The sequence below is a fragment of the Marinoscillum sp. genome (assembly GCF_965229915.1).
Classification (GTDB): domain Bacteria; phylum Bacteroidota; class Bacteroidia; order Cytophagales; family Cyclobacteriaceae; genus Marinoscillum.
In genome coordinates this window covers 401,213-425,828 of the sequence record NZ_CBDDJZ010000002.1, presented here as the reverse complement: position 1 = coordinate 425,828, position 24,616 = coordinate 401,213, and the positions used below count along the sequence as shown (strand labels likewise).

Genomic DNA, 24,616 nt, shown 5'->3' with positions numbered 1-24,616 from the left:
GCTACCTATTCTTCATTACCAACATTCTTTTTCATCCAATAAGCATACTCTGAGTAGAACCAGAGGTATGTGCATTTTATTTATTCAATCAGATAATAACTACAAAATGAAAGACGATTCATATTACAAAGCAGCCGATTTAAAGAAGTTTGGAAAGATCACCGAATGGCAGGAAAAGCTTGGTGACAAGTTTTTCGACTACTACGGAGAGGTCTTCCAGGAAGGAGCGCTAACCGCTCGAGAAAAGTCACTGATTGCATTGGCCGTAGCCCATGCCATTCAATGTCCTTACTGCATCGACGCGTATACTTCTGACACGTTAAAAAAAGGTGTGGATGAAGAGCAAATGATGGAAGCGGTGCATGTAGCTGCCGCCATTAGAGGTGGCGCTTCACTGGTACACGGCGTGCAAATGATGAATCAAGTGAAAGATAAATTAATGTAATGATGCTAAAATCACTTCAGAGACAAAAACACAAACTAGCAACACCAGAGGGACAGTTAGAGGTCCTGGATGATGCCGATTCCATTGGAATCCCATCATTTGATCAAAAGATGACAGAGATTGGTCATTCTCCTCTAAAACCCACTCACATAGATATTTTTCAGATCAATGTGGGTAAGATGTGCAATCAGGTCTGTGCGCACTGTCATGTGGATGCCGGACCGGATCGTAAGGAGATCATGACCAGAGAAACCATGCAGCAGTGTCTGGATGCTTTGGAGGGAACGGATATTTCTACCGTTGATCTAACAGGTGGTGCGCCAGAGATGAATCCTCACTTCAGGTGGTTTGTAGAAGAGCTAAGTAAATTGGGTAAGCAGGTCATTGTACGGTGTAACCTCACAATCATCCTGGCCAATCCGAAGTACAATGACTTGCCTGAATTCTTTAAGAAACATAAGGTGAATGTCGTTTCCAGTTTACCGTACTTCACAGCCAAGCGGACTGATGCGCAGCGTGGCGATGGCGTTTTTGAAAAGTCGATCAAGGCTTTGCAGATGCTCAATACGGTGGGATACGGCAAAGAGGACACTGGTTTAAAACTAGATTTGGTATATAACCCAGCAGGCGCATTCTTGCCGGGAGATCAAAATGCCCTGACTAGCCAGTTTAAGCGAAAACTACTCGAATATGATATCGTGTTCAACGACCTGTTCTGTATCACAAACCTTCCGATCAGTCGCTTTCTGGAGTATCTGGTCAAGTCCGAAAAATACGAGGATTACATGGATGAGTTGGTCAACGCATTCAATCCTGCAGCAGCAGAAGGGGTGATGTGTCGCAATACGGTAAGTATTGGGTGGGACGGTTATGTCTATGACTGTGACTTCAATCAGATGCTGGAGCTAAAAGTCAAAAATGGTCCTCAGCATATCAAGGATTTTGATCAGGAAAAACTCGAGAGTCGCGAAATCATCATCAATCAACATTGCTATGGCTGTACTGCCGGAGCTGGAAGTAGCTGTGGGGGAACGACTACCTGACGCTCGGGTTCATCGCATGGCATCAGCCCTTTAAGCTTAACTCATCAAAACAACGAAAATGAAAAAACTCTACCTAGTACTTTTGCTGCAGTTGAGCGGGGTGATCGCCTTGGCTCAATCTATCTGGAGTGGCAAAATAACTGACCCAAATGGCGAACCTATCCCTGGCGCTTCCATTCTGATCAAGGGAACCGACTCAGGTACCATTTCTGATTATAATGGCGATTTCAAAATTAATGCAGCAGAAGGTGCCGAACTCATCGTGTCTTTTGTGGGATACGAATCGAAGGAGTTTACTATTCAGAGTGGTCAATCGATAGACATTCAATTGAGCGAGAAACCTAGTCAGTTGGACGAAGTGGTGGTCACGGCATTGGGAATGGAGCGACAAACGAAGGATCTTGGGTATCCTGTGCAGCGATTAAATCCCGATGATCTGGTAGAAGTCAAAACACCCAACTTCATAGACAATCTGGCAGGAAAGCTAGCGGGAGTTACCATTAGTCAGGGGGCAACGGGAGTGGGGTCCACCTCCAAGATTGTTATTCGTGGTGAGGCGTCATTTACCAACAACAATCCATTATTTGTCGTGGATGGCACACCGATCAATAACAATACAAATCTCAACTTCACTGATGCCGCAGCAGCTGGATTTCAGGAAGTTGATTTTGGAAATGGAGGGATGGAGCTCAGTGCAGACGACATTGCGTCTCTTTCCGTGCTTAAAGGCCCGGGAGCTGCTGCCTTGTATGGAACAAGGGCTTCTAATGGAGTGATCATTGTCACCACCAAAGATGGATCAAGATCTCGTGGGTTGGGTGTTAGTTTTAATAGTTCGCTATACGTGGAGCAGGCGTTCAAACTACCCAAATTCCAAAACGAATACGGTCAGGGTAATTCCGGAGAATTTGCCTTTGTGGATGGTAATGGCGGTGGTACCAATGACCTGCTGTCTTACAGCTGGGGACCAAAGTTTAGTGAAGCAGGATTGATTCCACAGTTTAACAGTCCCGTGACCTTGCCAGATGGTTCTGTGGTTCGAGCTGCTGATTTGGCGCTCTACGATGGATTAGAGATTACACCTACAGCATTTCAGGCTTATCCAGACAATCTGAAAAACTTCTATGAAACGGGTATCACTACCATCAATAACTTATCGATCGGATCTGGCTTCAGCAGAGGTTCCTATCGTTTTTCTGTTTCCGACATGCAGAGTGAGTCGATCATTCCAGGAGTGAACCTTGATCGTAAGAACGTATCGGCACGTCTGAACTTCAAGCCAGCAGATCGATTTCAATTGAATACAAGCATTAATTATGTGAACTCTCAAAGCGATAACCGGCCGTCCAATGGCTATGGCTCTGAGAATGTAAACTACTCACTGGTGGCTTGGGGACCAAGATCGCTAGATATTGCTGCGCTAAAAGAATACTGGCAACCAGGTTTGGAAAATGAAGAACAGTTTACCTTCAATTATGCCTATTTTGACAATCCCTATTTCATATTAAAGGAAAACCGTAATTCCTTTGATCGCGATCGGCTGTTTGGAAATGTAAGAGCTCAATACCAATTCACCGATCAACTGAGCCTGGCAGTTAGGACCGGAATGGACTACTCCAATGAAGATAGACAGTTTAGAAGGCATTTTAGTAGCAACCGATTCAAACAGGGAGCTTATGCCGAGCAAGGTGTGGAGTTTAGAGAGATCAACTCAGATGTGTTGCTCAATTACAATGAACGCTTTGGTGCCATTTCGCTGGATGTAAGCCTGGGTGCTAATCGGATGGATCAGACCTTTTCGAGCATACAATCTCAGGTATTGACGTTAGCGGTGCCAGGAGTATTCAACTTGTCCAATGGAGCATCACCGATTGAGATTTTCCAAAACACCTTCCGGAAGCGCATCAATAGTGCTTATGGATTAGCCAAAATTGGATTTAGAGACCTGGTTTTTGTTGAAGTGACTGGACGAAATGATTGGTCTAGCTCTTTGCCGGATCCAAGCTTCTTTTATCCATCCGTAGCAGCCACTTATATTTTGTCGAATCAGTTCATGTTGCCTCGACAAATCTCTTTCGCTAAACTGCGAGCAAGCTGGGCAGAGGTAGGAAATGACACCAATCCGTATCAGACAGCAAGTACGTACACACCTTCTACACCCGTTGAATCTTTGCCAACCTTTACTGATGCGAGCACCATTGCCAATGCCAATCTGTTGCCTGAGCAAACCACAGCCATCGAATTGGGAACTGATATTCGGTTTTTTGATGATCGCCTGAGCTTTGATGTCACCTACTACAATGCCTTGACGGAGAATCAGATCATTTCTTTACCCATTTCGATTACTTCAGGATACAACGAAGAGGTGATCAATGGCGGAGAGGTAAGATCTCAGGGAGTAGAAGCTATTGTCTCAGCGGTTCCTGTCTTTAGAAATAACATTACCTGGAGAACACAGATCAACTTTAGCCGCAATGTGACCACCGTGGAAACGCTTCCAGACAATGCTGGCCGGATTACATTGGCTTATTCCAGTGTTTACGATAACCCAAATCAGGCAGTTTATTATCAGGTGGAAGAGGGTGGACGTATCGGTGATATGTATGGAACAGGTTATCTGAAAAATGAAAATGGTGATGTTGTCATCAATGGAAATGGCCAGTATATCGTTAACAATGACTTACAGTTGCTCGGAAATTACAACCCCGATTTCATCGTCGGATGGAACAATGAGTTGAGTTACAAAAACTGGAATGCCAGCTTTCTTTTTGACTGGCGACAGGGTGGAGTGTTGGTTTCCCGAACACTGGCTCTGGCTGGTGTAGCTGGCCAGCTGGAAGAAACAGCATACCGACCGGAAAGTGGCATTGTGGCTGAGGGAGTGGTCAACACCGGGACAACCGAAAACCCAATCTGGACGGCAAATACCAAGGCCATCAATCCAGAAACCTACTATAGGCAATATTATGATCGAAACCACGAGGAAAACAATACCTACAATGCCAGTTATGTGAAATTGCGCCAACTGGCTATTGGCTATTCCTTTGATCGCTTGGGAGGAGACTTCTTTTCACAGGATGTGCAGTTGTCCATTTCACTCATTGGCCGCAACCTGTTTGCGCTAAGCGAAATTCCGCATTTCGATCCCGAGCAACTGGCTGTCCAGGGCAATCAGTTTGTGAGTGGAGTAGAAGACATGTCTTATGCTACCACACGTAGTTACGGAATCAAAATTGGTCTCAACTTCTAATCAGCACGACAATGACTAACATGAAGAATTATCTAAAAATAAGCCTGGTCGTGTTGCTGCTGTCGGCATGTACTGAGGACTTTCAAGAAATCAATACCAATCCCAATGCACCTACAGAGGTTCCGGCTTCCAGCTTGCTCCGCAAAGTTATTTTCGATTATGGTGAGCAAATGTCTTATGAAGGTTTCACCGCAGGGAGTTTTTTGGGCCAGTATTTTACAGGCACAGATTTTAACCTGTTTGATCGCGGAGACCTGTACTCACCACAGCTGGGTGGAAACCCATGGCCAATCTTTTACACCAACTTGAGGGATAATGAAATCTTGCTGAACCTGTCACGTGAGAATGAAATCTATGCAGTCTATGAAGGTCCTGCACTGATATTGAAGGCGTACATGACTGCAGCTCTGACGGATTTTTATGGAGATGTGCCGTACAGCAATGCTTTTAAGGGAAAGACGGGTGGAATAACAACCCCTGCTTACGATCGCCAGGAAGCGATCTATACCGGAGCAGGAGGTGTTCTGGATAACTTGAGACAAGGAATAGCAGCCATTGAGACCTACTCAGGTGTGCAGCCACTTGATGGTGATTATTTGCTGGACGGTCATTTGGAAAACTGGAAACGGTTTGCCAATTCATTGCTCATTAAGAGCCTGGTTCGTATTTCAAATCAGGTAGATGTGCGATCCGAACTACAGTCACTAGCGGATGCTGGCAACTATATACTAAGTAATGAACAGAATGCGGCGTTTGATTTTACGGCAAGTAGACCAAATAACTTCCGCATGGCCAACCTCAGGGAAGGGGATTTTAACTCGTTTGTGATGTCTGAAACGATTGAGGAAGTGCTCAAAAATTTCGATGACCCACGTATTGAAGTGTTTTTTAGGCCATCAGACAGTGCCTTTGTGGACTCACGGTATCGTGGCTTGCTAAACGGGCAGGATGTGTCCAGCAATCCGGTGACGTTGAAGAACTTTAGCCTGCCGGGTGTCATCTTCAGAGAGCAAACAGACTTGTTGGATGCCAACTTTATGACTTGTTGGGAGACGAATTTTTTGTTGGCGGAAGCTGCCGAAAGAGGACTGATCACGCAAAACGCACAGACTTATTATGAGCAAGGTGTGGAGCAGGCATTTGCCTATTGGAATACGGAGATGCCTTCCGATTACTTGATTACAGGAGATGCAGCTTATGGGATCAATGGTACAGATCCGCTGGAGCAGATCATCACCCAAAAATGGTTGGCCAATCTGATCAACGGTTATGAAGGCTGGATCGAATATCGCCGAACAGGTTATCCTGCATTCAAACAAGTTGCGGCGAGTTTGAATAACGGACTGATACCCGTGCGAATGCCTTATCCAACGAGTGAAGAAGCTTTGAATGCGTCCAATTACGATGATGCCTCAGGCAGAACTGACGGTAATAGTATCAACTTCCCAGTTTGGTGGGATGAAATGTAACATGAAAACAAAAGGCTATGCCTGGGACAGAGCATTAGCATAGCTAACCAAACCAACTTAAGTGAACACTACAACCTTACAATGGCTGCTACTAGGTGGATTCATGATCTTGATGGTCGTACTCTCACCGGTAGCCAGGCATTGGACCACTTTTTATCAGGCAAAAACCAATGCGGGAAAATCTCCCGGTCAGTGGCTGCTGATCAGCAGTCTGGTCATTTCGTGGATTTTTGCCAAGTCGATTACCAATGCCGCCAACCTTGGCCTGACCTATGGGATTGTAGGAGGAGTAGCTTATGCGATGTATTATTTTTCGTTTTTATATGCCGGGATCATCATTTACCGACTTAGAACCAAAGGCGGTTACGAAAGCATTCATCACTTTCTGATGAGCAAGTTTGGCCGTTTGGCTGTGGTACTCTTTTCGGTGTTGATTGGTTTCCGATTGTTCAATGAGGTGTGGTCCAATACCATGGTCATTGGCTCATACTTTGGTGAAATCGGAAGCAGTCCATACTACCTGGCGATCATTGGATTCACAGGGCTCACGTTGTTTTATTCACTTCGTGGGGGTCTCAAAAGCTCCATGATGACAGACGCCGTTCAAATGATTTTCTTCGGTGTATTATTGGTGGTGATCCTTGTGATGGTACTACCTGATTCGAATGGAATGGGAAGCTTGCTTGGTTCGGGAGAGTGGAGCTTAGCTGGAGGAGTCGACCTGTTGCTGGTCGCCCTTATTCAGGTGTTCAGTTATCCGTTTCATGATCCGGTGATGACCGATCGGGGATTTTTAACGGACCCTAAAACCACCCTGAAAGCCTTTGCCATCGCAGTGCCATTTGGCTTTGTGGCCATTGTATTGTTTAGTTTGGTGGGAGTCTATGCCGCACAGCAGGGGATGACTGGACAGGCTGCGGTAGAAGTAAGTAAGACTCTGGGAGTAGTGGCTATGTTGGTGATCAATTTCATCATGATCACGTCTGCAGCGTCTACGTTGGATTCAGCTTTTGCATCCTTTTCCAAACTGGTGAATATTGATCTTGGTTTATTTGAAATGTCCATTAACTCTGGGCGTCTCATTATGATCGTCATGGCAGTAGTAGGGACACTTCCGGTGTTTTTAAATCCAACGATTCTGTCAGCCACTACCATCTCTGGAACGATGGTCATTGGCTTGGCCCCGGTCTTTCTGTTTTGGAGCCGTCCGGTGCCTCGTGCTACGTTCGCTTGGGTGGTTGTTACGGGTGCCTTATTTGGAATGGCTTATGCAGCAGGTATTTACCCCAATGAGTTAGTGTTCTGGAATACCAACTATGGAGCATTGCTTTCTGCGAATATTCTGGGAACAGTTGCTTGTTTTGTCGTGTTTGTCGTATCATCGTTTATTCATGGAAGGAAAGTCTAAACACATTGGAAGCCTTAGCGGTAAGGTGCTGGTCTTCGGAGGAGCTTACAGCAACCTTCAGGCATTGAAGCAACTAAAAAACATAGCTGAAGAGCAGGGAATTTCCGCACAAAACGTGATCAACACGGGCGATGTGGTGGGCTACTGTGCTCAGCCACAAGAGTGCCTTGATCTGGTCCGAACGTGGGGCATTCATTCCATCGCTGGGAATGTGGAAATGCAGGTCCGCGATGACAAAGAAGACTGTGGCTGCAACTTCAATGAAGAGTCGCGCTGCGACCTGTTTTCCAAACAGTGGTATCCCTATGCGCTGGCACATGTGAATGAAGCAACCAAACAGTGGCTGAATAGCTGGCCTGACTTTTTACGATTCGACTATGCCGGGAAATCAGTGATTGTCCTGCATGGAAGTTTTTTAGACACTTCAGAGTTTATTTTTCGATCTACACCCTGGGAAACCAAACAAAAAAACTTCGAGGCGACAGATGCCGACGTGATCCTGGCAGGACACTGCGGTCTTCCATTTGGTGATTCCAAAGAGGGGAAGCACTGGCTCAATGCAGGAGTAATAGGAATGCCAGCTAATGACGGAACGACCCGCGTATGGTACATGATCCTCGACGATACCAATGGCGTTTCATTTACACATCAGTCTTTCGAGTACGACCATGAAACTGCCGCCACCTTAATGAGGGAAAACAACCTGCCAGCGTCCTATGCCAAAACGCTTGGTGACGGCCTCTGGGACAACTGCGAGATTTTACCTGAGCAAGAGACTAGGGAGCAGGGGAAGCGATTTGAGATTTTCCGGGCAGACGAAGAAGTAGGGAGTAAGAATTGAGTTTTAATAATTTTTACCAGCTTCCAAACGCTCAATAATCTTATCGAAGATTTCAATTTTTTGATCTCTTGAGATGGCATAGCCCGCAGGTGAACCCTTTTCTACTCCCCAGGGCATCATGAAATCAAAATCCAATTTTTTCATGGTTTCAAGGCTATCAAGGTATGCAGACCGATCACTATCTCCAAGTACTACGGCTTTCCATTCACCATTTTGAAACCAAATGGAATCCCCGGGGAAAAGAAAGCGATGCTGGCCATTGTCCCAAAGAAATGAAGTAGTTCCCTGTGTATGACCAGGTGTTGGTATGATTTTCAGGTCATCGCCAATGATTTTTTCCTCAGAATAGGTAGTTGTGATTGGTAAATTAGCTTTTGATTCATCCAGTTCATTAATCCAGATGGGCAAATCCAGGTTTGGTTTTCCATACATAGCTTCATGATGGTGATTCATGAATAGACCAACAGATGCCCCAATTTTGGCTATTTCATCCGACGCTTGATCAATACCTAATGAGTTATAAATAATAATGTTTCCATTAGGGCGTACTAATAAATAAGAGCGTACCAGGACATTACTAATATACGGCAGGGAAGATACAGGTGTGGCATAAAGGCCGGAATCAAATGATTGCAGTTTTGTTGCGTTCTCATCGAAATAAAGATTGTTTAGCATGTTGAAGGTGTTTACTAATAAAATTGCTTACTCCGGTGTAAGTACATTCAGACTGCCAAGATAGTTCGTTCCACATATGATCATTTAGATCATTGTGAATGGAGGGTTTGTTCAGGGCACCTTCAGCGTCAACGTTGTTTAGACAGAAACAAGAAGCTAGTTAACTGCAGCCTACCAACGACCTTTGTACCCTGTACTACTAGGATATCCCAGACACAGCAAAAAGAATCAAGGTAATTACACTTACTACAGTTGTAAAAAACCCTGTTCCTTTGGACTTAGTCCAACCAGACAAACCAAGAATGGTGAGGAGTGACAAAACGCCAACCAGATATCCTACGAAACCAATAATCCTTGGTGTATTCAAATCACTTTGAGTAGCTCCGATGGGAGACCCATCCGTAGTAGCCAGCACAATACTTGTCATAGAAAAAACAGTAGTTAGAAATCCAGCTGATGAAGTAGTTGCCAGCTTTAAAATGATATTGTAAAGTCGCTTTTCAGATTGATTAATGAGTAAGTTGGCCGTTATGGCTATTGAGAATCCACCCAGAAAAACGGAGATTAATATGAATTGACTTGAAAGTTTATTCCAGTATTCAAAAGGTAATTCGTTCATAATAGTCGTTTCTCGTTGATTTATGCTGTCGTACAACCGTATATAGCACATTCCAGAAGTTTTGGGATCCACTTGAGTGCCTTCAGTTGTAGGGTTTAGTTTCCTCAAAATACACTTTTCACCCGTACCAGACAACTCACTCCATCATCTGTTATGAAAACGCTCAAAATGAGTATTCATTTGGAGATACTCAAAGATGGAATGGTTGCTGAAATGGTTCATTTAAAGATTACTTAAGTGACAGTTAACTTCTGTAAACCACTCCATATTTTTTGTTAGTTCGTGCCCAATCTTCACTTGTAAAACCTAGTTCCTCATCGATTCGGATTGTTCCAATTTGTCTGAAATAGTCTTCAAAACCCGATGGTGAATAGCCAAAAAACATGATCACATCTTCTTCGCAATTATTCTTAAATCCATGCCAGGTGTTTTTTGGGACATAAATAAGGTCACCCGGTTCACCCGTTTGAATAGCATCACCCAATGTAATATCTACAGTTCCTTTCTGAATAAATAGGAATTCATCTTCATTGAGATGTTTATGGTTGGGTATTCCATCTTGTGGAGTTATTAACTCAGTAAGTAGAGATATTTCAGGAGTATAATCAGGTGTTTTTGAAACCTTAATGTTCACCTTCGCTTTACGGGTATTTCCTATGAATCTAACTTCTCCTTCATCAGCTTTTATTATAAGTCCATCCGAATCTTTTAGCACATTGTTTGCTTCCAGTGAATTGTGATTACCTGTAAGGCATAGGGTCGAGAAAACGCCTAGTTTTTGAAGAAAGGTTCTGCGGTTATTCATGACAAGTTGGTTATGACAAATTAAATTAACATCTCACTAGGCTCTGTCGGCTCAGCTTTTCACATATCTCAAAAGTATCTGTTACTAAGACCTTTTGCAATTGGTCTTGTCCTTGACTACCAACGAGCATTTTCTTGGTGGTATCTGAGTCCCGACGATAAGGGCGGGGAAAGCGTATGATTCATTTTGATTTTGAGCTCTTGAATCACTATTTCATTCGGTATGAAGGCTTCGTCAAAACACATACGGTTCCATCAGTCTGCGGAACCGTATGTATTGGCCTGCGGAACCGTATGTGCCTGCTTGCGGAACCGTATGCATTCGAAGATTGTATTAATCCACAAATTTAAGGGAGGGGTTATCGCGTGCAATAAAGATGATTACGAGCGGGAGAGTTGGAATTCTGGACCAGCTGGCGATCCAAGACACACCAGTGAGTAATGATCTCACTTCGGCTCAAACTCGATTGACACTTTGTTTTTCAATTTAGGCCTTTTCTTTAATGCGAGACCACCTTCAGTCCGATAATTGAAGCAATTAAGGTTGTGAGGAAAAATAGTCGCCAAAAGGTTGCTGGTTCTTTAAAAACAAAGATTCCAATGAGAACTGTACCAACAGCTCCGATTCCCGTCCAAACTGCATAAGCTGTTCCGATCGGCAACACTTGAGTTGCTTTCATTAGTAGTAGCATACTTACGGCCAAACAAACCAAAAATCCAACATACCAATACGTTGATTCTGTTCCAGAAGCCACTTTCGCTTTTCCCAGGCAAGCAGCAAAGGCGACTTCAAAGAGTCCGGCAATTATTAAATAGATCCAATTCATTTTTTATGGTTTAATTCGTCTTTTTCGTTTTAACCTATTTTGCATTATTTCGACTAAATGGAAGCAAATCCAGAAGCTTTGGAAGATTGTTCTACTCGACAGCTTTCGAATGTAGAGTTTAATAATCAAGAAAACACCCTTTTAACTTTTCTCAAACAACTTAAACCATCATTTGAAATGAACATGCCAAAGTAGGTAGGATTTCTTCACCTCTTGCAACCGTTTACTTTACTGCTGCATCTAATTAAAAAACCTCAGAAACTATGCGTACCATTTATACCTTTATTATCGTCGTTTTTGTCGGCCTTTCGCTTCATGCTCAGCAGACAAATACTGATCAATACCAGGCCCTTCAGCTAATCGCCGAAGACAGTTCAGTAACCAAGTACTTATCCAAATTCGTGGATTTTGATAAGGTAAAGATCACATCGGATCACCAAATTGAATTCTATAAAGACGACCTGTTGGTACAGCCTTTAGATCAGATCGAACTCAAAAAGGTCAAGCAAAAGGAGGAAGGCCTCTATAAAGTTACCATTGAGGTGAATGAACAATTCAAGATCACCACCAAATTGGTTTATCACTCTGAGTGTAACTATTGGCGAAAAAGTATCTATGTCCGAGAGAATAACTGGTTGCTGGGAGACGGACAGATGTATCTCTATGCTTTCCATAATTAGAGTTCATGTAAGGGAGCAACACTTGCAACACTTTCGAAAGTGATGGATTTGAACCACTGATTCATTATATTGGTTAATTCAATTGTATCCATTAGAAATGACTATAGAAGAATTAAATAAGAAAATCGAGCGAATTCGTGTCGTTACTGATGCAAAGCTTCAGTATTTGAGAGATCATTCCAGGTTATTGGACCAGGCATTCGAGGAATTAAAAGCAGTGCAGGATGAGGAACTGGATTTGATATATGAGAAGATCAAAGAACTCGACCATCGCATGGATAAGAATGGCCTTTCTAAGTGATTGACTTTCAAACTATTTAAAATACCTTTGCACGCACAACGAGAGGGTATCTCGTTTTTTTTGTTTTCCGATCATTCGGAACAGTGTCATCCTATTCCAATAGTTATCAGAATAGAAAGAGACACAACGAAATTATGTCGAACGTAAACGAGGCTTTGAACCTCGCGAAGCGAAATTATGAGTAAACACGGAAGAGTACTTGTCGCCATGAGTGGTGGCATTGACAGCTCACTGGCTGCAGTGATGCTACACGAAGAAGGATACGAAGTGATCGGGATGACCATGAAAACATGGGATTACCAGACTTCAGGAGGGTCCAAAAAAGAAACAGGCTGCTGTAGCCTTGACTCCATCAACGACGCACGGAACATCGCCGTGAGTCTCGGTTTTCCTCATTTTATTGTTGATATCAGAGAAGAGTTTGGTGACTATGTGATCGATCACTTCACCAACGAATACCTGGATGGTCGCACACCCAATCCATGTGTCCTCTGCAATACGCACATCAAGTGGGATTCCTTGCTACGACGTGCAGATAAGCTGGATTGTGAGTTCATCGCTACAGGTCACTATGCCAATGTGCGGGAAGAAAACGACCGCTTTGTCATCTCCAAAGGCAAAGACGAAAACAAAGACCAATCGTATGCACTCTGGGGCATCTCGCAGGAGAGCTTGAGCAGGACGCGCTATCCATTGGGTAACCTGCACAAATCTGAAATCCGGGAAATGGCCACCGAGCGTGGTTTCCATGAGTTGGTGACCAAGTCAGAATCTTACGAGATCTGCTTTGTACCGGACAATGATTACCGCGGCTTCTTGAAAAGGAGAGTGGATGGACTGGAAGAGCAGGTAGCTGGAGGCGAGTTTGTCTTGGAAGATGGTACCGTTGTAGGAACGCACGAAGGGTATCCATTTTACACAGTAGGTCAGCGAAAAGGTCTGGGTATTGCATTGGGTTATCCAGTGTATGTGACCGAAATCCAGAAAGACAAAAACCGTGTGGTGTTGGGTACTTTTGATGAGCTGTCCAGAGACGGTATGTATGTGAAAAACCTCACCATGCAGAAATATGCCTCTATAGAAGGGGAACGTAAAGACACCGTTACCAAAGTGCGTTACAACGACTCAGGTACACCAGCAGTCATCGAGCAGGTAGGAGACACTATGAAGGTATTCTTTGGCAATGGAGTGAGTGCAATTGCTCCTGGGCAAGCAGCCGTTTTCTACGAAGGCAATGACGTGATTGGTGGTGGATGGATCAAGTCCAGCTTCCATCAACATCAGCAACCAGCCTATGCCGGAATGCCAGCTATTAAATCAAAATAAGCGAGATTTAAGGTTATGAAACGCGCAATCATCTGCCTGGTATGGTTAACGGGGATTTCCTGCTCTGATGAGATCAATGAGTTGGAATTGGACCCTGGATATGACTTCTATCCATTGGAGATTGGGCAGTACCACCTCTACCAGGTTCAGGAGATCACTTATGAGGTATTTGAACCGGATACTGCTACCTACTACCTTAGGGAAGTAGTTTCCGATTCGTTGGTATCCGGTGATGGCAGTGTCAAGTATCTGATCAATCGCTACAAGGGTGAGGACAGCACTGCACTCACACTTGATTCGATCTGGGCAGTAAGAAAGACAGATCGTTCGGTGATCCGTTCGGAAAACAACCGGGATTATGTGAAGCTGGTCTTCCCGGTGGAGGACAACACCTCATGGGATGGCAATGCGTACAACACTTCGGAAGAGCAATTATACACTTTCCAGCAAGATGACAATTATGAGCTAAATGGTGAGGTTTTTGATACAGATCATACCATTCGAGTAATAATAGCGGACGTTGAACGAAATTTGGTCAGTCAGGACGAGCGTTCTGAAGTATATTTAAGAAATGTCGGGCTTGCTCTAAAAAACTACGTTCAGTTGTCGTTTTGCACGGTCAATTGTGAAGGCAAAGGATCCGAGGTTGGAGAAATCGAAAAAGGAAAAATCCTGCTACAGGAGTTGATCAGATATGGTAAGGAGTAGAATCGTTTTTAGTGCAGTCGTTTGGTTGATCTCTCTGAGCACTTTTGCTCAGGATCGATACATGGTATTCTTTACCGATAAGGATAACGTTCCATTTACAATCGATGCGCCGGAGGCGTTCCTTTCACAGCGAGCAATTGATCGTCGTGATCGCATGGACATTCCCATCACTGAGATGGATTTGCCCGTTGATCAGAGTTATATTAACCAGGTGGCCGATTCTGGGGCGGAAGTTTTTTTTACCTCCAAATGGTTCAATGGTGTTTTGGCTGAAATGACCAGCGCTCAAGCGACTCAGGTGGCTAATCTGTCTTTTGTAGACCGAGTGGATTATGTGGCCGCCGGCGCCAAGCTAACTAGCAGTCCCGGCACCTACAGCATTGCGGAGACCTTTGAAGAGCCAGATAACGTCAATAGTGACACCAGACTGCAATTGCTCATGCTGGGTGCTGATGACATGCATGAGGATGGCTATCGTGGTGAGGGCATGATCATTGCCGTTTTTGATAGTGGATTTCCTGGAGTAAACAAGTACAAACCATTCGAGCACATCTTTGAAGAGGAGCGTCTGGTGGCAACTAAAGATTTCATCAGAAACTCGGGAGATGTGTTCCAGTACCACACCCACGGCACTTCGGTTCTTTCCAACATTGCCTCAGACTACAACAAGGTCATCGGTACGGCACCAAAGGCCTCCTATGTGCTCTGTGTAACCGAAGATGTATCCAATGAGTACCGCATAGAAGAATACAACTGGTTGTTTGCAGCAGAATTCGCCGATAGCATTGGTGTAGACATCATCAATGGCTCCCTTGGTTACTCCACTTTCAGTGACTCAGAAATGAACTACAGCTACGAAGATTTAGACGGTCATACGACTGTGGTTAGTCAAGCAGCCAAAATGGCATCTGACCGGGGAATACTCGTAGTAGTAAGTGCCGGTAACGAAGGAAATGGCTCCTGGAAATACATCACCAGTCCCGCAGATGCCGAAAACATCCTGACAGTGGGCAGTGTGACCTCTGGCTACAGCAAGTCTGGCTTCAGTTCTATTGGCCCAACGGCCGATGGACGTATCAAACCAGATGTATGTGCGATGGGTACTATGGCATCCATTTTTTCTACCAGTCTTTCAGGGGGAGAAGCAGTAGGGGGTCGGATCACTACGGGGAATGGAACAAGTTTTTCGTCTCCGCAGATTGCAGGTTTTGCGGCGGGTATCTGGCAGGCCAATCCACATTGGACCAATTTAGAGGTCATTGAGTCCTTGAAGTTGTCAGGAACCAGTTCGTTGCAGCCAGACACGCTACTTGGTTACGGAGTTCCTAAATACCAGCTAGCCGTGAATGGAGCCACTATTGATGCAATAGATGTGCTGGATGATAAACTTAAAGTGTATCCCAACCCATTCTCTGACGACAAGATCACACTGGATTTTGACGGAATGGTGATTCGCGGTAAGATGGAGATCCTGGTGCAAGATGGCAATGGAAAAAAACTATTTGAAGGGCAATTGGATGGGTCAAAAATCCCTTCTACATTAGAAATCAGCTTTCGACCTACAGGAAATGGCGTGTATTATTTAATCTTGCGTTCCAAGCGATTCAATAAAACAGTCAAACTGATCAAAATCTAAATTCAATGAAAAAGTGTCTGGTGTCTCCGTCTATGTTGGCTTCTGATTTTGCCAACATCCAACGAGATGTGGAAATGCTGAATCAAAGCGAGGCTGATTACATCCATATCGATATCATGGACGGTGTTTTTGTTCCAAATATTTCGTTTGGGTTTCCAGTCACTGAAGCCATAGCCAGGCATGCCAAAAAGCCATTGGATTTTCATTTGATGATTCAGGATGCAGATCCTTATCTGGAGCAATGCAAGGCAAGTGGTGCAGCAATCGTATCAGTACATTATGAGGCTTGCAATCACCTGCATCGCACCATATCTGCAATCAAAGATTTGGGGATGAAGGCTGGTGTGGCCTTAAATCCACATACACCGGTAGAATTGCTTTCAGAGATCTTATCGGATATTGATCTGGTATTGATCATGAGTGTAAATCCAGGGTTCGGAGGCCAGAAGTTCATTCCGCATACCTTCTCCAAAGTGGAGAAACTGGCCAGTATGGCGGCTAATGTTAACCCTGATCTGTTGATAGAGGTGGATGGAGGAGTGACCTCCGAGAATGCCGGAGAGCTGGTACAAAAAGGAGCAAATTTACTGGTTGCCGGAAGCTTTGTTTTCAAATCTGAAAACCCGGCTGAGACAATATCTGCACTGAAAAACGTTTGATTACCGGAATGCAATTCAAACCGGCCTATTTCCTTCTTTTATTCCTCTTATCCTTTCATGCGTTTGCCCAGGAGACGATCCTGATTTCAGGTGTGGTTAGCGATGAATCCAATCAACCAATTCCCGGGGTTTCCATACTGCTAAAGGGAACGCAGCAGGGCACTATTACAAACAATGAAGGAAGTTTTAAACTAAGAGTACCGTCTGGTGTGGTGACGCTTTCTTTTTCCCATGTACAATACAAAGCGCTGCAGGAATCTCACACGCTTACCGAAGACTACCAATGGAATATCATCCTTCAAGAGGCCACCACACAGCTACAGGATGTGGAGATAAGTGATCGCTCTATTCTGGATGAACAGGTCAATACGGTACAGCGCATCAGTGCCAAATCAGCCAAAAGTCTGCCATCTACTTTTGGAGATTTTAACAAGGTATTGGTCACACTACCTGGAGTTTCCAGCAACAATGAGTTGAGTTCTGCCTACTCTGTTCGGGGTGGGAACTTTGATGAAAACTTAGTCTATGTCAATGACATTCCAGTGTACCGACCTTTTTTAGCCAATGCAGGCCGTCAGGAAGGGCTCAGCTTTGTCAATCCAGACATGGTTAGCGACATTGAGTTTTATGCTGGTGGTTGGGAGGCCAAGTATGGCGATAAACTAAGTAGCAGCCTGAACATTGAGTACAAAGAACCAGACAGTATTGAGGCTGCTGTGACTTTAGGACTACTTGGTGGTACAGCTTACACCGGCGGGAAGACAAATAAGCTTTCTTACCTTATAGGAGCAAGACACCGTGATTCCCGTTACTTGCTGAACACATTAGAAACCAAAGGGCAGTACTTTCCGACTTACACGGATGTGCAGGCTTTTTTGACCTTTGATCTTACTTCGGACAAATCAGTCTACATTAACAAGACCAAGTTGAACATTCTCGCCTCATACGGTCGCAATCGCTACATGACCGAACCCGTTTCTCAGTCTACAGATTTTGGATCGGTACAGAAAAACTTTCGACTGCAAACCGCATTTGAAGGAGCGGAGATCATGCGATACGATACGTATCAAGCTGGTTTCCGCTTGACACACCGATTCAATCAGCGTTTAAGAACGCACTTCATTGGATCCTCATTGTTCACCTTTGAAAAGGAGCAGTTTGATGTGGAAGGTTTCTACCGACTCTGTGATGTCAACACCAACCCTAGCGAATCGTCTTTTGATCAGTGCGTGATTGAACGCGGAATTGGCACCAACTATGACTATGGACGAAACAGCCTGGAGGCCGACTTATATACTGCTGAGAGCCGTTGGGAGTATTTGCTCAATACCAACCACGTACTCGAAGCAGGAGTAGGAGTCACCATTCAGAGCATCGATGATCATATCAACGAATATAGCTATGTAGACTCGGCGGACTATGTGCAGCTAGAAAGCTCTATTTTCAATGACTTGAGTCTCAATGCCAACCAGTACTATGCTTATGCTCAGTCAACGATACTTTGGAAAGACTCCATTCATGCTATCAACATTGGAGGAAGAGTTACGCTATGGGATTATAACAATCAGTTATTGGTAAGTCCTCGTGTTTCATATCGACTTGCGCCCAAGTGGGACAAGATCACCACGTTTAAGTTTTCGGTTGGGATGTATCAGCAGCCACCGTTTTATCGAGAGTTGAGAGGTTATGACGGTACACTTCGTACGGATGTCAATGCCCAGCGTTCCCTACATTTTATTTTTGGAAGCACTCGCTTGTTTTACATGTGGGGGCGACCATTTTTGTTCACCTCTGATGTGTACAGAAAGCAGCTTTATGATATTATTCCTTATGACATTGACAATGTGCGTTTGCGGTATTATCCTGATCAGTCAGGTAAGGGCTTTGCTCAGGGGATTGACTTTCGGGTGCATGGAGAGTTTGTCAAAGGAACCCAGTCATGGTTTAGTGTAGGTTTTTTACAGACGAAGGAAGATGTGACTGGTGATGCTCAGGGCTACATCCGAAGACCCATGGACCAGCGAATCAATATTGCTGCTTACTTTGAGGATCACATGCCGAGAGATCCCACACTCAGAGTTTACCTCAATCTCGTTTTTGGATCGGGATATCCATTTGGTCCACCGAATAGGCCAGACTTGCGCAATGCCTTTAGCGGGGACGAATACTACCGTGCTGATTTAGGCTTGAGTAAGAAGTTTGACCTGAATATCAACAATTTCTTCACGCACATTTGGCTAAGAGCCGAGGTGCTTAATGCGCTGGCTGCGGATAACACGCTCTCTTACACCTGGATTGAGGATGTCTATGGAGCGCAGTTTGCTATCCCCAATTCATTATCGGCAAGGTTTTTGAATATTAAAATTTCAGCAGAACTTTAGACATTCAAATCCGTCTAAGTCTGATTGTAAAACCTTGAATACAAATTGAAAAATGAAAAAACTATCAAACGCCTTCACTTTTGCTGTAGTTATCTTATTAGCCACAGCATGTGCCAATAGAACTGTGACTCGAGTGAGTCCTGACCAGCAGATCGATTTGAGTGGTCGTTGGAATGATACCGATTCCAAACTTGTAGCTGAAGAAATGATCAACGATGTACTGTCTCGTCCATGGAGAGATGATTTTTATCGAGCTACAGGAGAGAAGCCAGTGGTGATCGTCGGTATGATCCAAAATAAGACAACCGAGCACATAGAGCCTGAGACTTTCATTAAAGATGTGGAGCGTGAGTTCATCAACTCTGGAATGGTTCGTGTAGTGCAAAACTCCGTGTTTCGTGAGAAGCTGCGAGAGGAGAGAGCTGACCAAAATGAATTTGCGTCACCGGAAACTCAATCCAAATGGGGTAGAGAACTTGGCGCTGATTTCATGATGTTTGGTGTGATCACTTCAGTAACCGACTCCTACAAGAAAGAGAAGGTTGTAAACTACAAAGTCAATCTGGAGTTGGCTAACCTGGAGACCAACGAAAAAGTGTGGATTGGCGACAAGGAGATCAAGAAATACATCAAAAACTAAAAACACCTACCATCTTGTATTGGAATCGCAAATGGGTCAATAGTTCTGCTATTGGCCTGTTGATATTCTTTTCATTTTCGTGTGCTACCTATTATCAGGTCAACTCAGAATTCAATCAGGATTTCGAGAGTGGCAGTATTGAGGCAGCCAAAAAAATCCTGGATCAGAATAAGAAGCAAGCCCGAAAGAAAGCTCAGTTTCTCTATTTTGCCAATCAAGGTGTGGTCAATACCATGCTGGGTAATTACGAGAAGAGTAATGAATGGCTGGAAAAGGCTTACCTGTTTGGTGAGGACTATCAAAAAAACTATGCCAATATTGCCGCATCCTTTTTGGTAAACCCAACCACTATTACCTATCAGGGAGAAGATCACGAACAATTACTTCTACTGTATTACAAAGCGCTTAATTATTTAAAACTCAATGATTACTCCGCAGCATTGGTAGAATGCCGCAGATTGAACCTGCGTCTCAACGAACTCAGTGATAAGTATAAGGGCGACAAAAAGTATAAAAGAGATGCCTTTGTCAACAACCTCATGGGGATTATCTATGAAGCTTCTGGTGATGTAAATAATGCCTTTATCGCTTACCGCAATGCATTAACCATCTACCAAGATGACTATCAGGAGCTGTTTGGTCTGGAAGTGCCGCTGCAGTTGAAGCATGATCTGTTGCGTACTGCATACCTCAATGGATTTGACACAGAGCTGGATTTCTATGAACGGCAGTTTGACTTAAGGTATAACCCAAAATCAGCAAACTCTGAAGAATTGGTTTTCTTTTGGCACAATGGACTAGGACCGGTTAAGGACGAGTGGTCCGTGAATTTTACGGCCATGGATGGAGGCGATGGATTTGTCACCTTTGTCAACGATGAGTACGACTTTAGCTTTCCATATCAAATCTCCAGTAGCGATGAAAAGAGCCAGTTGACAGATTTGCGTTTTTTCCGAGTAGCATTTCCTAAATATCAGGATCGGGGAGCCTATTTTAACCGTGCTGTTCTTGAAGCTGGCAATCAAAGGTACAACCTGCAGCTGGGGGAAGATGTTAACGCCATTGCACATAAGACACTGGATGAGCGAATGATTCAGGAGTTCGGCAAAGGATTGCTGAGAGCAGCCACCAAAAAAGCTGTGGAAGCTGCTATAAGAGGTTCGCAGAGTGATAGTGATGAAAAACAATCCAAAGAAGAACAGCAGGAAGAGGCTATTCGCGAAGGATTGTCCTTCCTAATGGGAGTGGTAAATGCAGCTACAGAAAAGGCGGATACCCGCAACTGGCAGACCATTCCACACAGTATTTACTACTCCAGAGTGCCCATGAGTGTGGGTGTGAACCAGGTAAGCCTGAAGACGATCGGTCCACGAGGCAGCACAGCTGTGACCGATTTCACTTTTGAAGTGAGTAGGAATGAAACGGTGTTTCATATGTACCATTCCCTCGAAACAGAGAGATAAACACAATTTTCTTGCGTTTTTTTCAAACGGATGATAGTATTGCGAGTTATTAATGAAATTATTCATAACAAAAATTCGAATACAATGAGAAAAACTGTTTTAATGGCCTTGGTGCTTTTTCTAGGCTTCACATCATTTACACAAGCACAGGATATCACGGATGAGCAGCTTTACAAGTATGCACTGTTGGAAACTGTGGTGGATGAAATGAAGGCGGAAATCAGCAGTGTCGTTAATGATATGATCAAAAATCAAGAAGGAATTGATGGCAAAAGGTATGTAGAATTGTCGAAAGCTAAAGGTGATGAAGCTAAGCTGGCTGAACTGGATGCGAACGAATTCGAAAAGAAATTTTTGTCGCTGGTAGAAGATGAAAAAAATGAGCGCATTGAAGCTTTGAAATCGGTCAATACCACACTAGCCACTAAGATGCTGGGAGATGGTGGTAAAGTGTACAAATCAATCAAGGCTGCTTTAAGTTCTGATGCGGACCTCAAGGCTAGATATGATGAAATTAAAGGTGGTTTGGCTTTGAATCAGGAGTCATAATCGTCTGATCATAGTACCATACATCAGGAAAAAGGGCCGGATCACTCCGGCCCTTTTTCATTACTAGATCTTTTTACTTATTTTCAGGCAATCATCCTAACTGAAAGCATAGATGTTCACAGAATACGAAATAGAAACCATGGTTGCGCTACCTGAAGTGTTAGAAGCGACTCAAGCCTTAAGAAAAGATTTTTGTAAAACGGAAGCTCCGTATCTTGAAATAAGTGAACATGATTTCTTTTCCCTGATCATGATGTCCCCGACTGTGGGTGTGGCCCTGGCTGATGGAACAGTGAGCCTTTTCGAGGAATTGGCCCTAAATAAAAAGGCTCGAAAACTCTCCAAAGGAGGTTATTTCATGAAAAAGGACCCGGTGGTTTATGCCATGAAATTTCTCCTGAAGAAATATGATATTTGGTCGGACAAGTTCTTCCATGTATTGAATGTAGCCATGCACGCGTCGTTTGATATGGATGCTCTTGAAAAAACCAAATTTGATTCCGATAAGGAGGTAACTGATGAAGAATATAGAAGAGCGGTACTCAACACTCCTTACATCTTGATCCGATTTATAGCTTCATTCTTTTTGGAAAACGATGAGGAAATCATCAGCATCAACAGGCATATCGGCAGAAACGAATACTTGCAAATGCTAAAAATTGGTGAACAAATCGGTATTGATAAGCTGCCAATATTCCAGATGTTTTGCAAGACCTTTGATCAAAAGGCCTAATTTTGCGGTATAATCTTTTGATGATTGCATCGTTAAAGCCTCAATGAATCGATTTTCACCGCTTGTATTATTTGGACTTATTGTATGCGTTCTCTCCTGCAAAAAGGATCCTGAGATACTTATAGACGATCAGGAAGCTAACCAGATAGAGGCCTATCTGGATGAAGCTGGGTTATCGGCCATAGTAGGTCAGGATACGTCCGGCTTATATGCTTATCCAATCACACTCAATCCAGGAGGTAAAAGCCAGGCCGAAGGTAAAGTGCTAAGGTTCTTTTATCAGATGTCTTTATTGGATAGTACCATCATCGATAGCTACGATTCCCTTGATGCAGACACCCTGATGGTCAAACAAGGAGCCAATGCCATCTATCCAGTAGGAGTTGACTATGCGTTGAGTTATCTGAAGGAAGGAGAGAAGTGGGGTTTTATTCTACCATCGCGCATAGCATTTGGTGCTTTTTCTTATTCCAGCCTCATTCCGGAAAATGCCATAGTTCGGGTAGATATTGAGCTATTGGAAATACTGTCGGAGGAAGACATCCTTGATGATGAATTGGATCGGATCAACTCGTACATCAGCACGGAGGCATTGAGAGATACTGTAGCTAATCCCTTAAATCAGCCAGAATTACTTCCTAATGGAATGGTATTCAAGCGATTGCGTGCGGGTGGCTCGCTGCGTCCTGCACCTGACAGCCTAATCACGGTTACTTATGAAGGCAGGTTTTTGAGCAATGAAGTGTTTGATAGGGCACCCAATGCAGATGCGTTTGAGTTTTTCTACGGCCAGGAGCAGACAATCCCTGGTTTTGAAATAGGAATAGGACGTATGGCTGTTCAGGAAGCGGCTTTAGTTATTATGCCATCTTACCTTGCCTATCGCGAGAGTGCTCAAGTGATCCCTCCGTTTCTGACCAACGAGATGATAGATCTTGAAATTGTACCAGCGTACATTGCGAAAGTTGGCCCATATGAGCCTTTAATCTTTGAAATTCAATTGATTGGTGTTAATTAATTCCTAATTTTAGGATTCAAACAGGATTGTATTGCGAAAGTTTCTCCTCGTTATTTATTTCGCTACGGGCATGGCTATGTCAGTAGCCGCACAATCTGATGATATCTATACGCGCTATAATATCTACAGAAACCCTGCTCGTGTCTTTCTCAATAAGTTTTCTTTTACACTTACATCTGGTTACGGGTTGACCAATTATAACCATACCCTCGAAGGTTTTTACTTTTACCAGGACAACAACACCCAGTTGATTCTCTCTAATCAGAATGAATTAGCGACCATCTTTACCGGATACGATGGTTGGATGAGCGAACCATTTCTGGCAGAAGAGGTCAATATTGACGATCCTTTTGATGTGCCATATGATTATCTGGCCAATCCAGTCAACAATCCTTTGTTGAAGAATAGAAGGCTTCTGGTAGATACCGATACGCTGGGGTTGGGTTTTTCTAGCTTTTCACCTACAGTACCAATCAGCCTGGTTGTGGACTTTGATTACAAAAAATTCCGTTTTGGAGTGGGTATACAGTATGAAACCCACTATATCAAGCCACTCAAACCGACCCTGTTGGAGCAGGTTGTCAGACCCTATGAGCCACAGTTCGAGAAAACGCATTACTTCAAGTACTTCGGGATGCTTGGTTATCAGTTTTATGAATGGTGGGATTATACCTTCGTGGCAGAGCTTCAGCTAGGCAGAGCCAAGGCTGGAAAGGAAATCAATCAAGATGCCATTGGGATAGGTCAGAACTTCTTCACCAACATAGGAATCAACATCGAAAAGAACCTCTCAGAGTACTTTAGAGTGGTGGTAAGGCCTTCTTATGACATAAAGAGCTATGTGGTCAACTTGCCAGATGCGAGCAGTATCCGACACTACAATCCGGCATTTATGGTGCAAGTAGGTGTAAGCATCAATATCCCGGAGATACCACGCTCACCGATGAAAAGTGATCACGTACAATTGAAGCATGTTATCGTAGATGGAAAGACTGGAAGACTGATGGAAGTAAGGGGTCAACCGTTCTGGAAAAAGCAGAATCCGAAAGTGGGAGAGAATCACCGTCGTTTGTGGCGATACAAGCTAAAAAACAGACGAAAAATAGACCCCTATTAATGCATCGCTCAGATAAAAAAAATG

General features: G+C 43.9%; 23 protein-coding genes. 19 read left to right on the top strand and 4 right to left on the bottom strand.

Translation table 11 applies throughout. The annotated features are described in order from the left end of the window. Nucleotides 1-106: 106 nt before the first annotated feature. From ACO067_RS23950 to ACO067_RS23925, 6 genes are all read left to right on the top strand, one after another. A complete protein-coding gene (locus ACO067_RS23950; protein ID WP_421879488.1) occupies nucleotides 107-445 on the top strand; it encodes an arsenosugar biosynthesis-associated peroxidase-like protein in 339 nt (112 codons plus the stop codon). Next, nucleotides 445-1,488: an arsenosugar biosynthesis radical SAM (seleno)protein ArsS gene (gene arsS / locus ACO067_RS23945; protein WP_421879484.1), complete on the top strand. Its 1,044-nt coding sequence runs from the start codon at nucleotides 445-447 to the stop codon at nucleotides 1,486-1,488. Before ACO067_RS23950 ends, arsS begins: the two co-directional genes overlap by 1 nt. 58 nt (nucleotides 1,489-1,546) lie before the next feature. Then, nucleotides 1,547-4,738, top strand: coding sequence for a SusC/RagA family TonB-linked outer membrane protein (locus tag ACO067_RS23940; protein WP_421879481.1), 3,192 nt, complete (start codon nucleotides 1,547-1,549; stop codon nucleotides 4,736-4,738). A 20-nt stretch (nucleotides 4,739-4,758) separates the two neighbouring features. Further along, nucleotides 4,759-6,207 carry a SusD/RagB family nutrient-binding outer membrane lipoprotein gene (locus ACO067_RS23935; protein WP_421879479.1) on the top strand — a complete coding sequence of 483 codons (1,449 nt, stop codon included), beginning with the start codon at nucleotides 4,759-4,761 and terminating at the stop codon, nucleotides 6,205-6,207. 61 nt (nucleotides 6,208-6,268) lie between these two features. Continuing rightward, nucleotides 6,269-7,615 (top strand): sodium:solute symporter, encoded by a 1,347-nt coding sequence (locus ACO067_RS23930; protein ID WP_421879477.1) that lies wholly within the window; start codon nucleotides 6,269-6,271, stop codon nucleotides 7,613-7,615. Then, nucleotides 7,599-8,456, top strand: coding sequence for a metallophosphoesterase family protein (locus ACO067_RS23925; RefSeq protein WP_421879474.1), 858 nt, complete (start codon nucleotides 7,599-7,601; stop codon nucleotides 8,454-8,456). Before ACO067_RS23930 ends, ACO067_RS23925 begins: the two co-directional genes overlap by 17 nt. Nucleotides 8,457-8,459: 3 nt before the next feature. On the opposite strand, the gene ACO067_RS23920 is transcribed toward ACO067_RS23925, so the two are convergent. The 4 genes from ACO067_RS23920 to ACO067_RS23905 form a co-directional block, all read right to left on the bottom strand. Continuing rightward, nucleotides 8,460-9,131, bottom strand: a complete 672-nt coding sequence (locus ACO067_RS23920) for an MBL fold metallo-hydrolase (RefSeq protein ID WP_421879471.1) — start codon at nucleotides 9,129-9,131, stop codon at nucleotides 8,460-8,462. Between the two features lie 199 nt (nucleotides 9,132-9,330). Continuing rightward, entirely contained in the window at nucleotides 9,331-9,750 is a 420-nt protein-coding gene (locus tag ACO067_RS23915) for a hypothetical protein (protein WP_421879469.1), read from the bottom strand. A gap of 244 nt (nucleotides 9,751-9,994) precedes the next feature. Next, the gene (locus tag ACO067_RS23910) at nucleotides 9,995-10,555 is read right to left on the bottom strand and encodes a cupin domain-containing protein (protein ID WP_421879466.1); all 561 of its coding nucleotides are present in this window, start codon (nucleotides 10,553-10,555) and stop codon (nucleotides 9,995-9,997) included. A gap of 499 nt (nucleotides 10,556-11,054) precedes the next feature. Continuing rightward, nucleotides 11,055-11,381 (bottom strand): DMT family transporter, encoded by a 327-nt coding sequence (locus tag ACO067_RS23905; RefSeq protein ID WP_421879463.1) that lies wholly within the window; start codon nucleotides 11,379-11,381, stop codon nucleotides 11,055-11,057. A gap of 263 nt (nucleotides 11,382-11,644) precedes the next feature. Here ACO067_RS23905 and ACO067_RS23900 point away from each other — a divergent pair, with 263 nt between their 5' ends. From ACO067_RS23900 to ACO067_RS23840, 13 genes are all read left to right on the top strand, one after another. After that, the gene (locus tag ACO067_RS23900) at nucleotides 11,645-12,061 is read left to right on the top strand and encodes a hypothetical protein (RefSeq protein WP_421879460.1); all 417 of its coding nucleotides are present in this window, start codon (nucleotides 11,645-11,647) and stop codon (nucleotides 12,059-12,061) included. Nucleotides 12,062-12,158: 97 nt separating this feature from the next. Beyond that, a complete protein-coding gene (locus ACO067_RS23895; protein WP_421879457.1) occupies nucleotides 12,159-12,362 on the top strand; it encodes a hypothetical protein in 204 nt (67 codons plus the stop codon). 177 nt (nucleotides 12,363-12,539) lie between these two features. After that, complete coding sequence (gene mnmA / locus ACO067_RS23890) at nucleotides 12,540-13,688, top strand: tRNA 2-thiouridine(34) synthase MnmA (RefSeq protein WP_421879454.1); 1,149 nt, start codon at nucleotides 12,540-12,542, stop codon at nucleotides 13,686-13,688. Between the two features lie 15 nt (nucleotides 13,689-13,703). Continuing rightward, entirely contained in the window at nucleotides 13,704-14,396 is a 693-nt protein-coding gene (locus ACO067_RS23885) for a hypothetical protein (protein ID WP_421879451.1), read from the top strand. Beyond that, a complete protein-coding gene (locus tag ACO067_RS23880) occupies nucleotides 14,383-16,032 on the top strand; it encodes a S8 family serine peptidase (RefSeq protein WP_421879449.1) in 1,650 nt (549 codons plus the stop codon). Before ACO067_RS23885 ends, ACO067_RS23880 begins: the two co-directional genes overlap by 14 nt. Nucleotides 16,033-16,037: 5 nt before the next feature. Continuing rightward, a complete protein-coding gene (gene rpe, locus ACO067_RS23875) occupies nucleotides 16,038-16,691 on the top strand; it encodes a ribulose-phosphate 3-epimerase (protein ID WP_421879446.1) in 654 nt (217 codons plus the stop codon). Between the two features lie 8 nt (nucleotides 16,692-16,699). After that, a complete protein-coding gene (locus ACO067_RS23870; protein WP_421879443.1) occupies nucleotides 16,700-19,072 on the top strand; it encodes a TonB-dependent receptor in 2,373 nt (790 codons plus the stop codon). A gap of 52 nt (nucleotides 19,073-19,124) precedes the next feature. Beyond that, complete coding sequence (locus ACO067_RS23865) at nucleotides 19,125-19,712, top strand: penicillin-binding protein activator LpoB (RefSeq protein ID WP_421879440.1); 588 nt, start codon at nucleotides 19,125-19,127, stop codon at nucleotides 19,710-19,712. Next, nucleotides 19,670-21,175: a COG3014 family protein gene (locus ACO067_RS23860; RefSeq protein WP_421879437.1), complete on the top strand. Its 1,506-nt coding sequence runs from the start codon at nucleotides 19,670-19,672 to the stop codon at nucleotides 21,173-21,175. The genes ACO067_RS23865 and ACO067_RS23860 overlap by 43 nt, the downstream gene beginning before the upstream one ends. Before the next feature lie 84 nt (nucleotides 21,176-21,259). Continuing rightward, a complete protein-coding gene (locus ACO067_RS23855; RefSeq protein ID WP_421879433.1) occupies nucleotides 21,260-21,724 on the top strand; it encodes a hypothetical protein in 465 nt (154 codons plus the stop codon). 112 nt (nucleotides 21,725-21,836) lie between these two features. Continuing rightward, nucleotides 21,837-22,457, top strand: a complete 621-nt coding sequence (locus ACO067_RS23850) for a hypothetical protein (protein ID WP_421879430.1) — start codon at nucleotides 21,837-21,839, stop codon at nucleotides 22,455-22,457. A 43-nt stretch (nucleotides 22,458-22,500) separates the two neighbouring features. Then, nucleotides 22,501-23,475 (top strand): FKBP-type peptidyl-prolyl cis-trans isomerase, encoded by a 975-nt coding sequence (locus ACO067_RS23845; protein WP_421879427.1) that lies wholly within the window; start codon nucleotides 22,501-22,503, stop codon nucleotides 23,473-23,475. A gap of 31 nt (nucleotides 23,476-23,506) precedes the next feature. After that, nucleotides 23,507-24,592 carry a hypothetical protein gene (locus tag ACO067_RS23840; protein ID WP_421879424.1) on the top strand — a complete coding sequence of 362 codons (1,086 nt, stop codon included), beginning with the start codon at nucleotides 23,507-23,509 and terminating at the stop codon, nucleotides 24,590-24,592. The last annotated feature ends 24 nt before the right edge of the window (nucleotides 24,593-24,616 follow it).

Coding starts and splice junctions, on each gene's coding strand:
- ACO067_RS23950 (WP_421879488.1), top strand. CDS start 107: ATGAAAGACGATTCATATTACAAAGCAGCCGATTTAAAGAAGTTTGGA.
- arsS (WP_421879484.1), top strand. CDS start 445: ATGATGCTAAAATCACTTCAGAGACAAAAACACAAACTAGCAACACCA.
- ACO067_RS23940 (WP_421879481.1), top strand. CDS start 1,547: ATGAAAAAACTCTACCTAGTACTTTTGCTGCAGTTGAGCGGGGTGATC.
- ACO067_RS23935 (WP_421879479.1), top strand. CDS start 4,759: ATGAAGAATTATCTAAAAATAAGCCTGGTCGTGTTGCTGCTGTCGGCA.
- ACO067_RS23925 (WP_421879474.1), top strand. CDS start 7,599: ATGGAAGGAAAGTCTAAACACATTGGAAGCCTTAGCGGTAAGGTGCTG.
- ACO067_RS23920 (WP_421879471.1), bottom strand. CDS start 9,131: ATGCTAAACAATCTTTATTTCGATGAGAACGCAACAAAACTGCAATCA.
- ACO067_RS23915 (WP_421879469.1), bottom strand. CDS start 9,750: ATGAACGAATTACCTTTTGAATACTGGAATAAACTTTCAAGTCAATTC.
- ACO067_RS23910 (WP_421879466.1), bottom strand. CDS start 10,555: ATGAATAACCGCAGAACCTTTCTTCAAAAACTAGGCGTTTTCTCGACC.
- ACO067_RS23905 (WP_421879463.1), bottom strand. CDS start 11,381: ATGAATTGGATCTATTTAATAATTGCCGGACTCTTTGAAGTCGCCTTT.
- ACO067_RS23900 (WP_421879460.1), top strand. CDS start 11,645: ATGCGTACCATTTATACCTTTATTATCGTCGTTTTTGTCGGCCTTTCG.
- ACO067_RS23895 (WP_421879457.1), top strand. CDS start 12,159: ATGACTATAGAAGAATTAAATAAGAAAATCGAGCGAATTCGTGTCGTT.
- mnmA (WP_421879454.1), top strand. CDS start 12,540: ATGAGTAAACACGGAAGAGTACTTGTCGCCATGAGTGGTGGCATTGAC.
- ACO067_RS23885 (WP_421879451.1), top strand. CDS start 13,704: ATGAAACGCGCAATCATCTGCCTGGTATGGTTAACGGGGATTTCCTGC.
- ACO067_RS23880 (WP_421879449.1), top strand. CDS start 14,383: ATGGTAAGGAGTAGAATCGTTTTTAGTGCAGTCGTTTGGTTGATCTCT.
- rpe (WP_421879446.1), top strand. CDS start 16,038: ATGAAAAAGTGTCTGGTGTCTCCGTCTATGTTGGCTTCTGATTTTGCC.
- ACO067_RS23870 (WP_421879443.1), top strand. CDS start 16,700: ATGCAATTCAAACCGGCCTATTTCCTTCTTTTATTCCTCTTATCCTTT.
- ACO067_RS23865 (WP_421879440.1), top strand. CDS start 19,125: ATGAAAAAACTATCAAACGCCTTCACTTTTGCTGTAGTTATCTTATTA.
- ACO067_RS23855 (WP_421879433.1), top strand. CDS start 21,260: ATGAGAAAAACTGTTTTAATGGCCTTGGTGCTTTTTCTAGGCTTCACA.
- ACO067_RS23850 (WP_421879430.1), top strand. CDS start 21,837: ATGTTCACAGAATACGAAATAGAAACCATGGTTGCGCTACCTGAAGTG.
- ACO067_RS23845 (WP_421879427.1), top strand. CDS start 22,501: ATGAATCGATTTTCACCGCTTGTATTATTTGGACTTATTGTATGCGTT.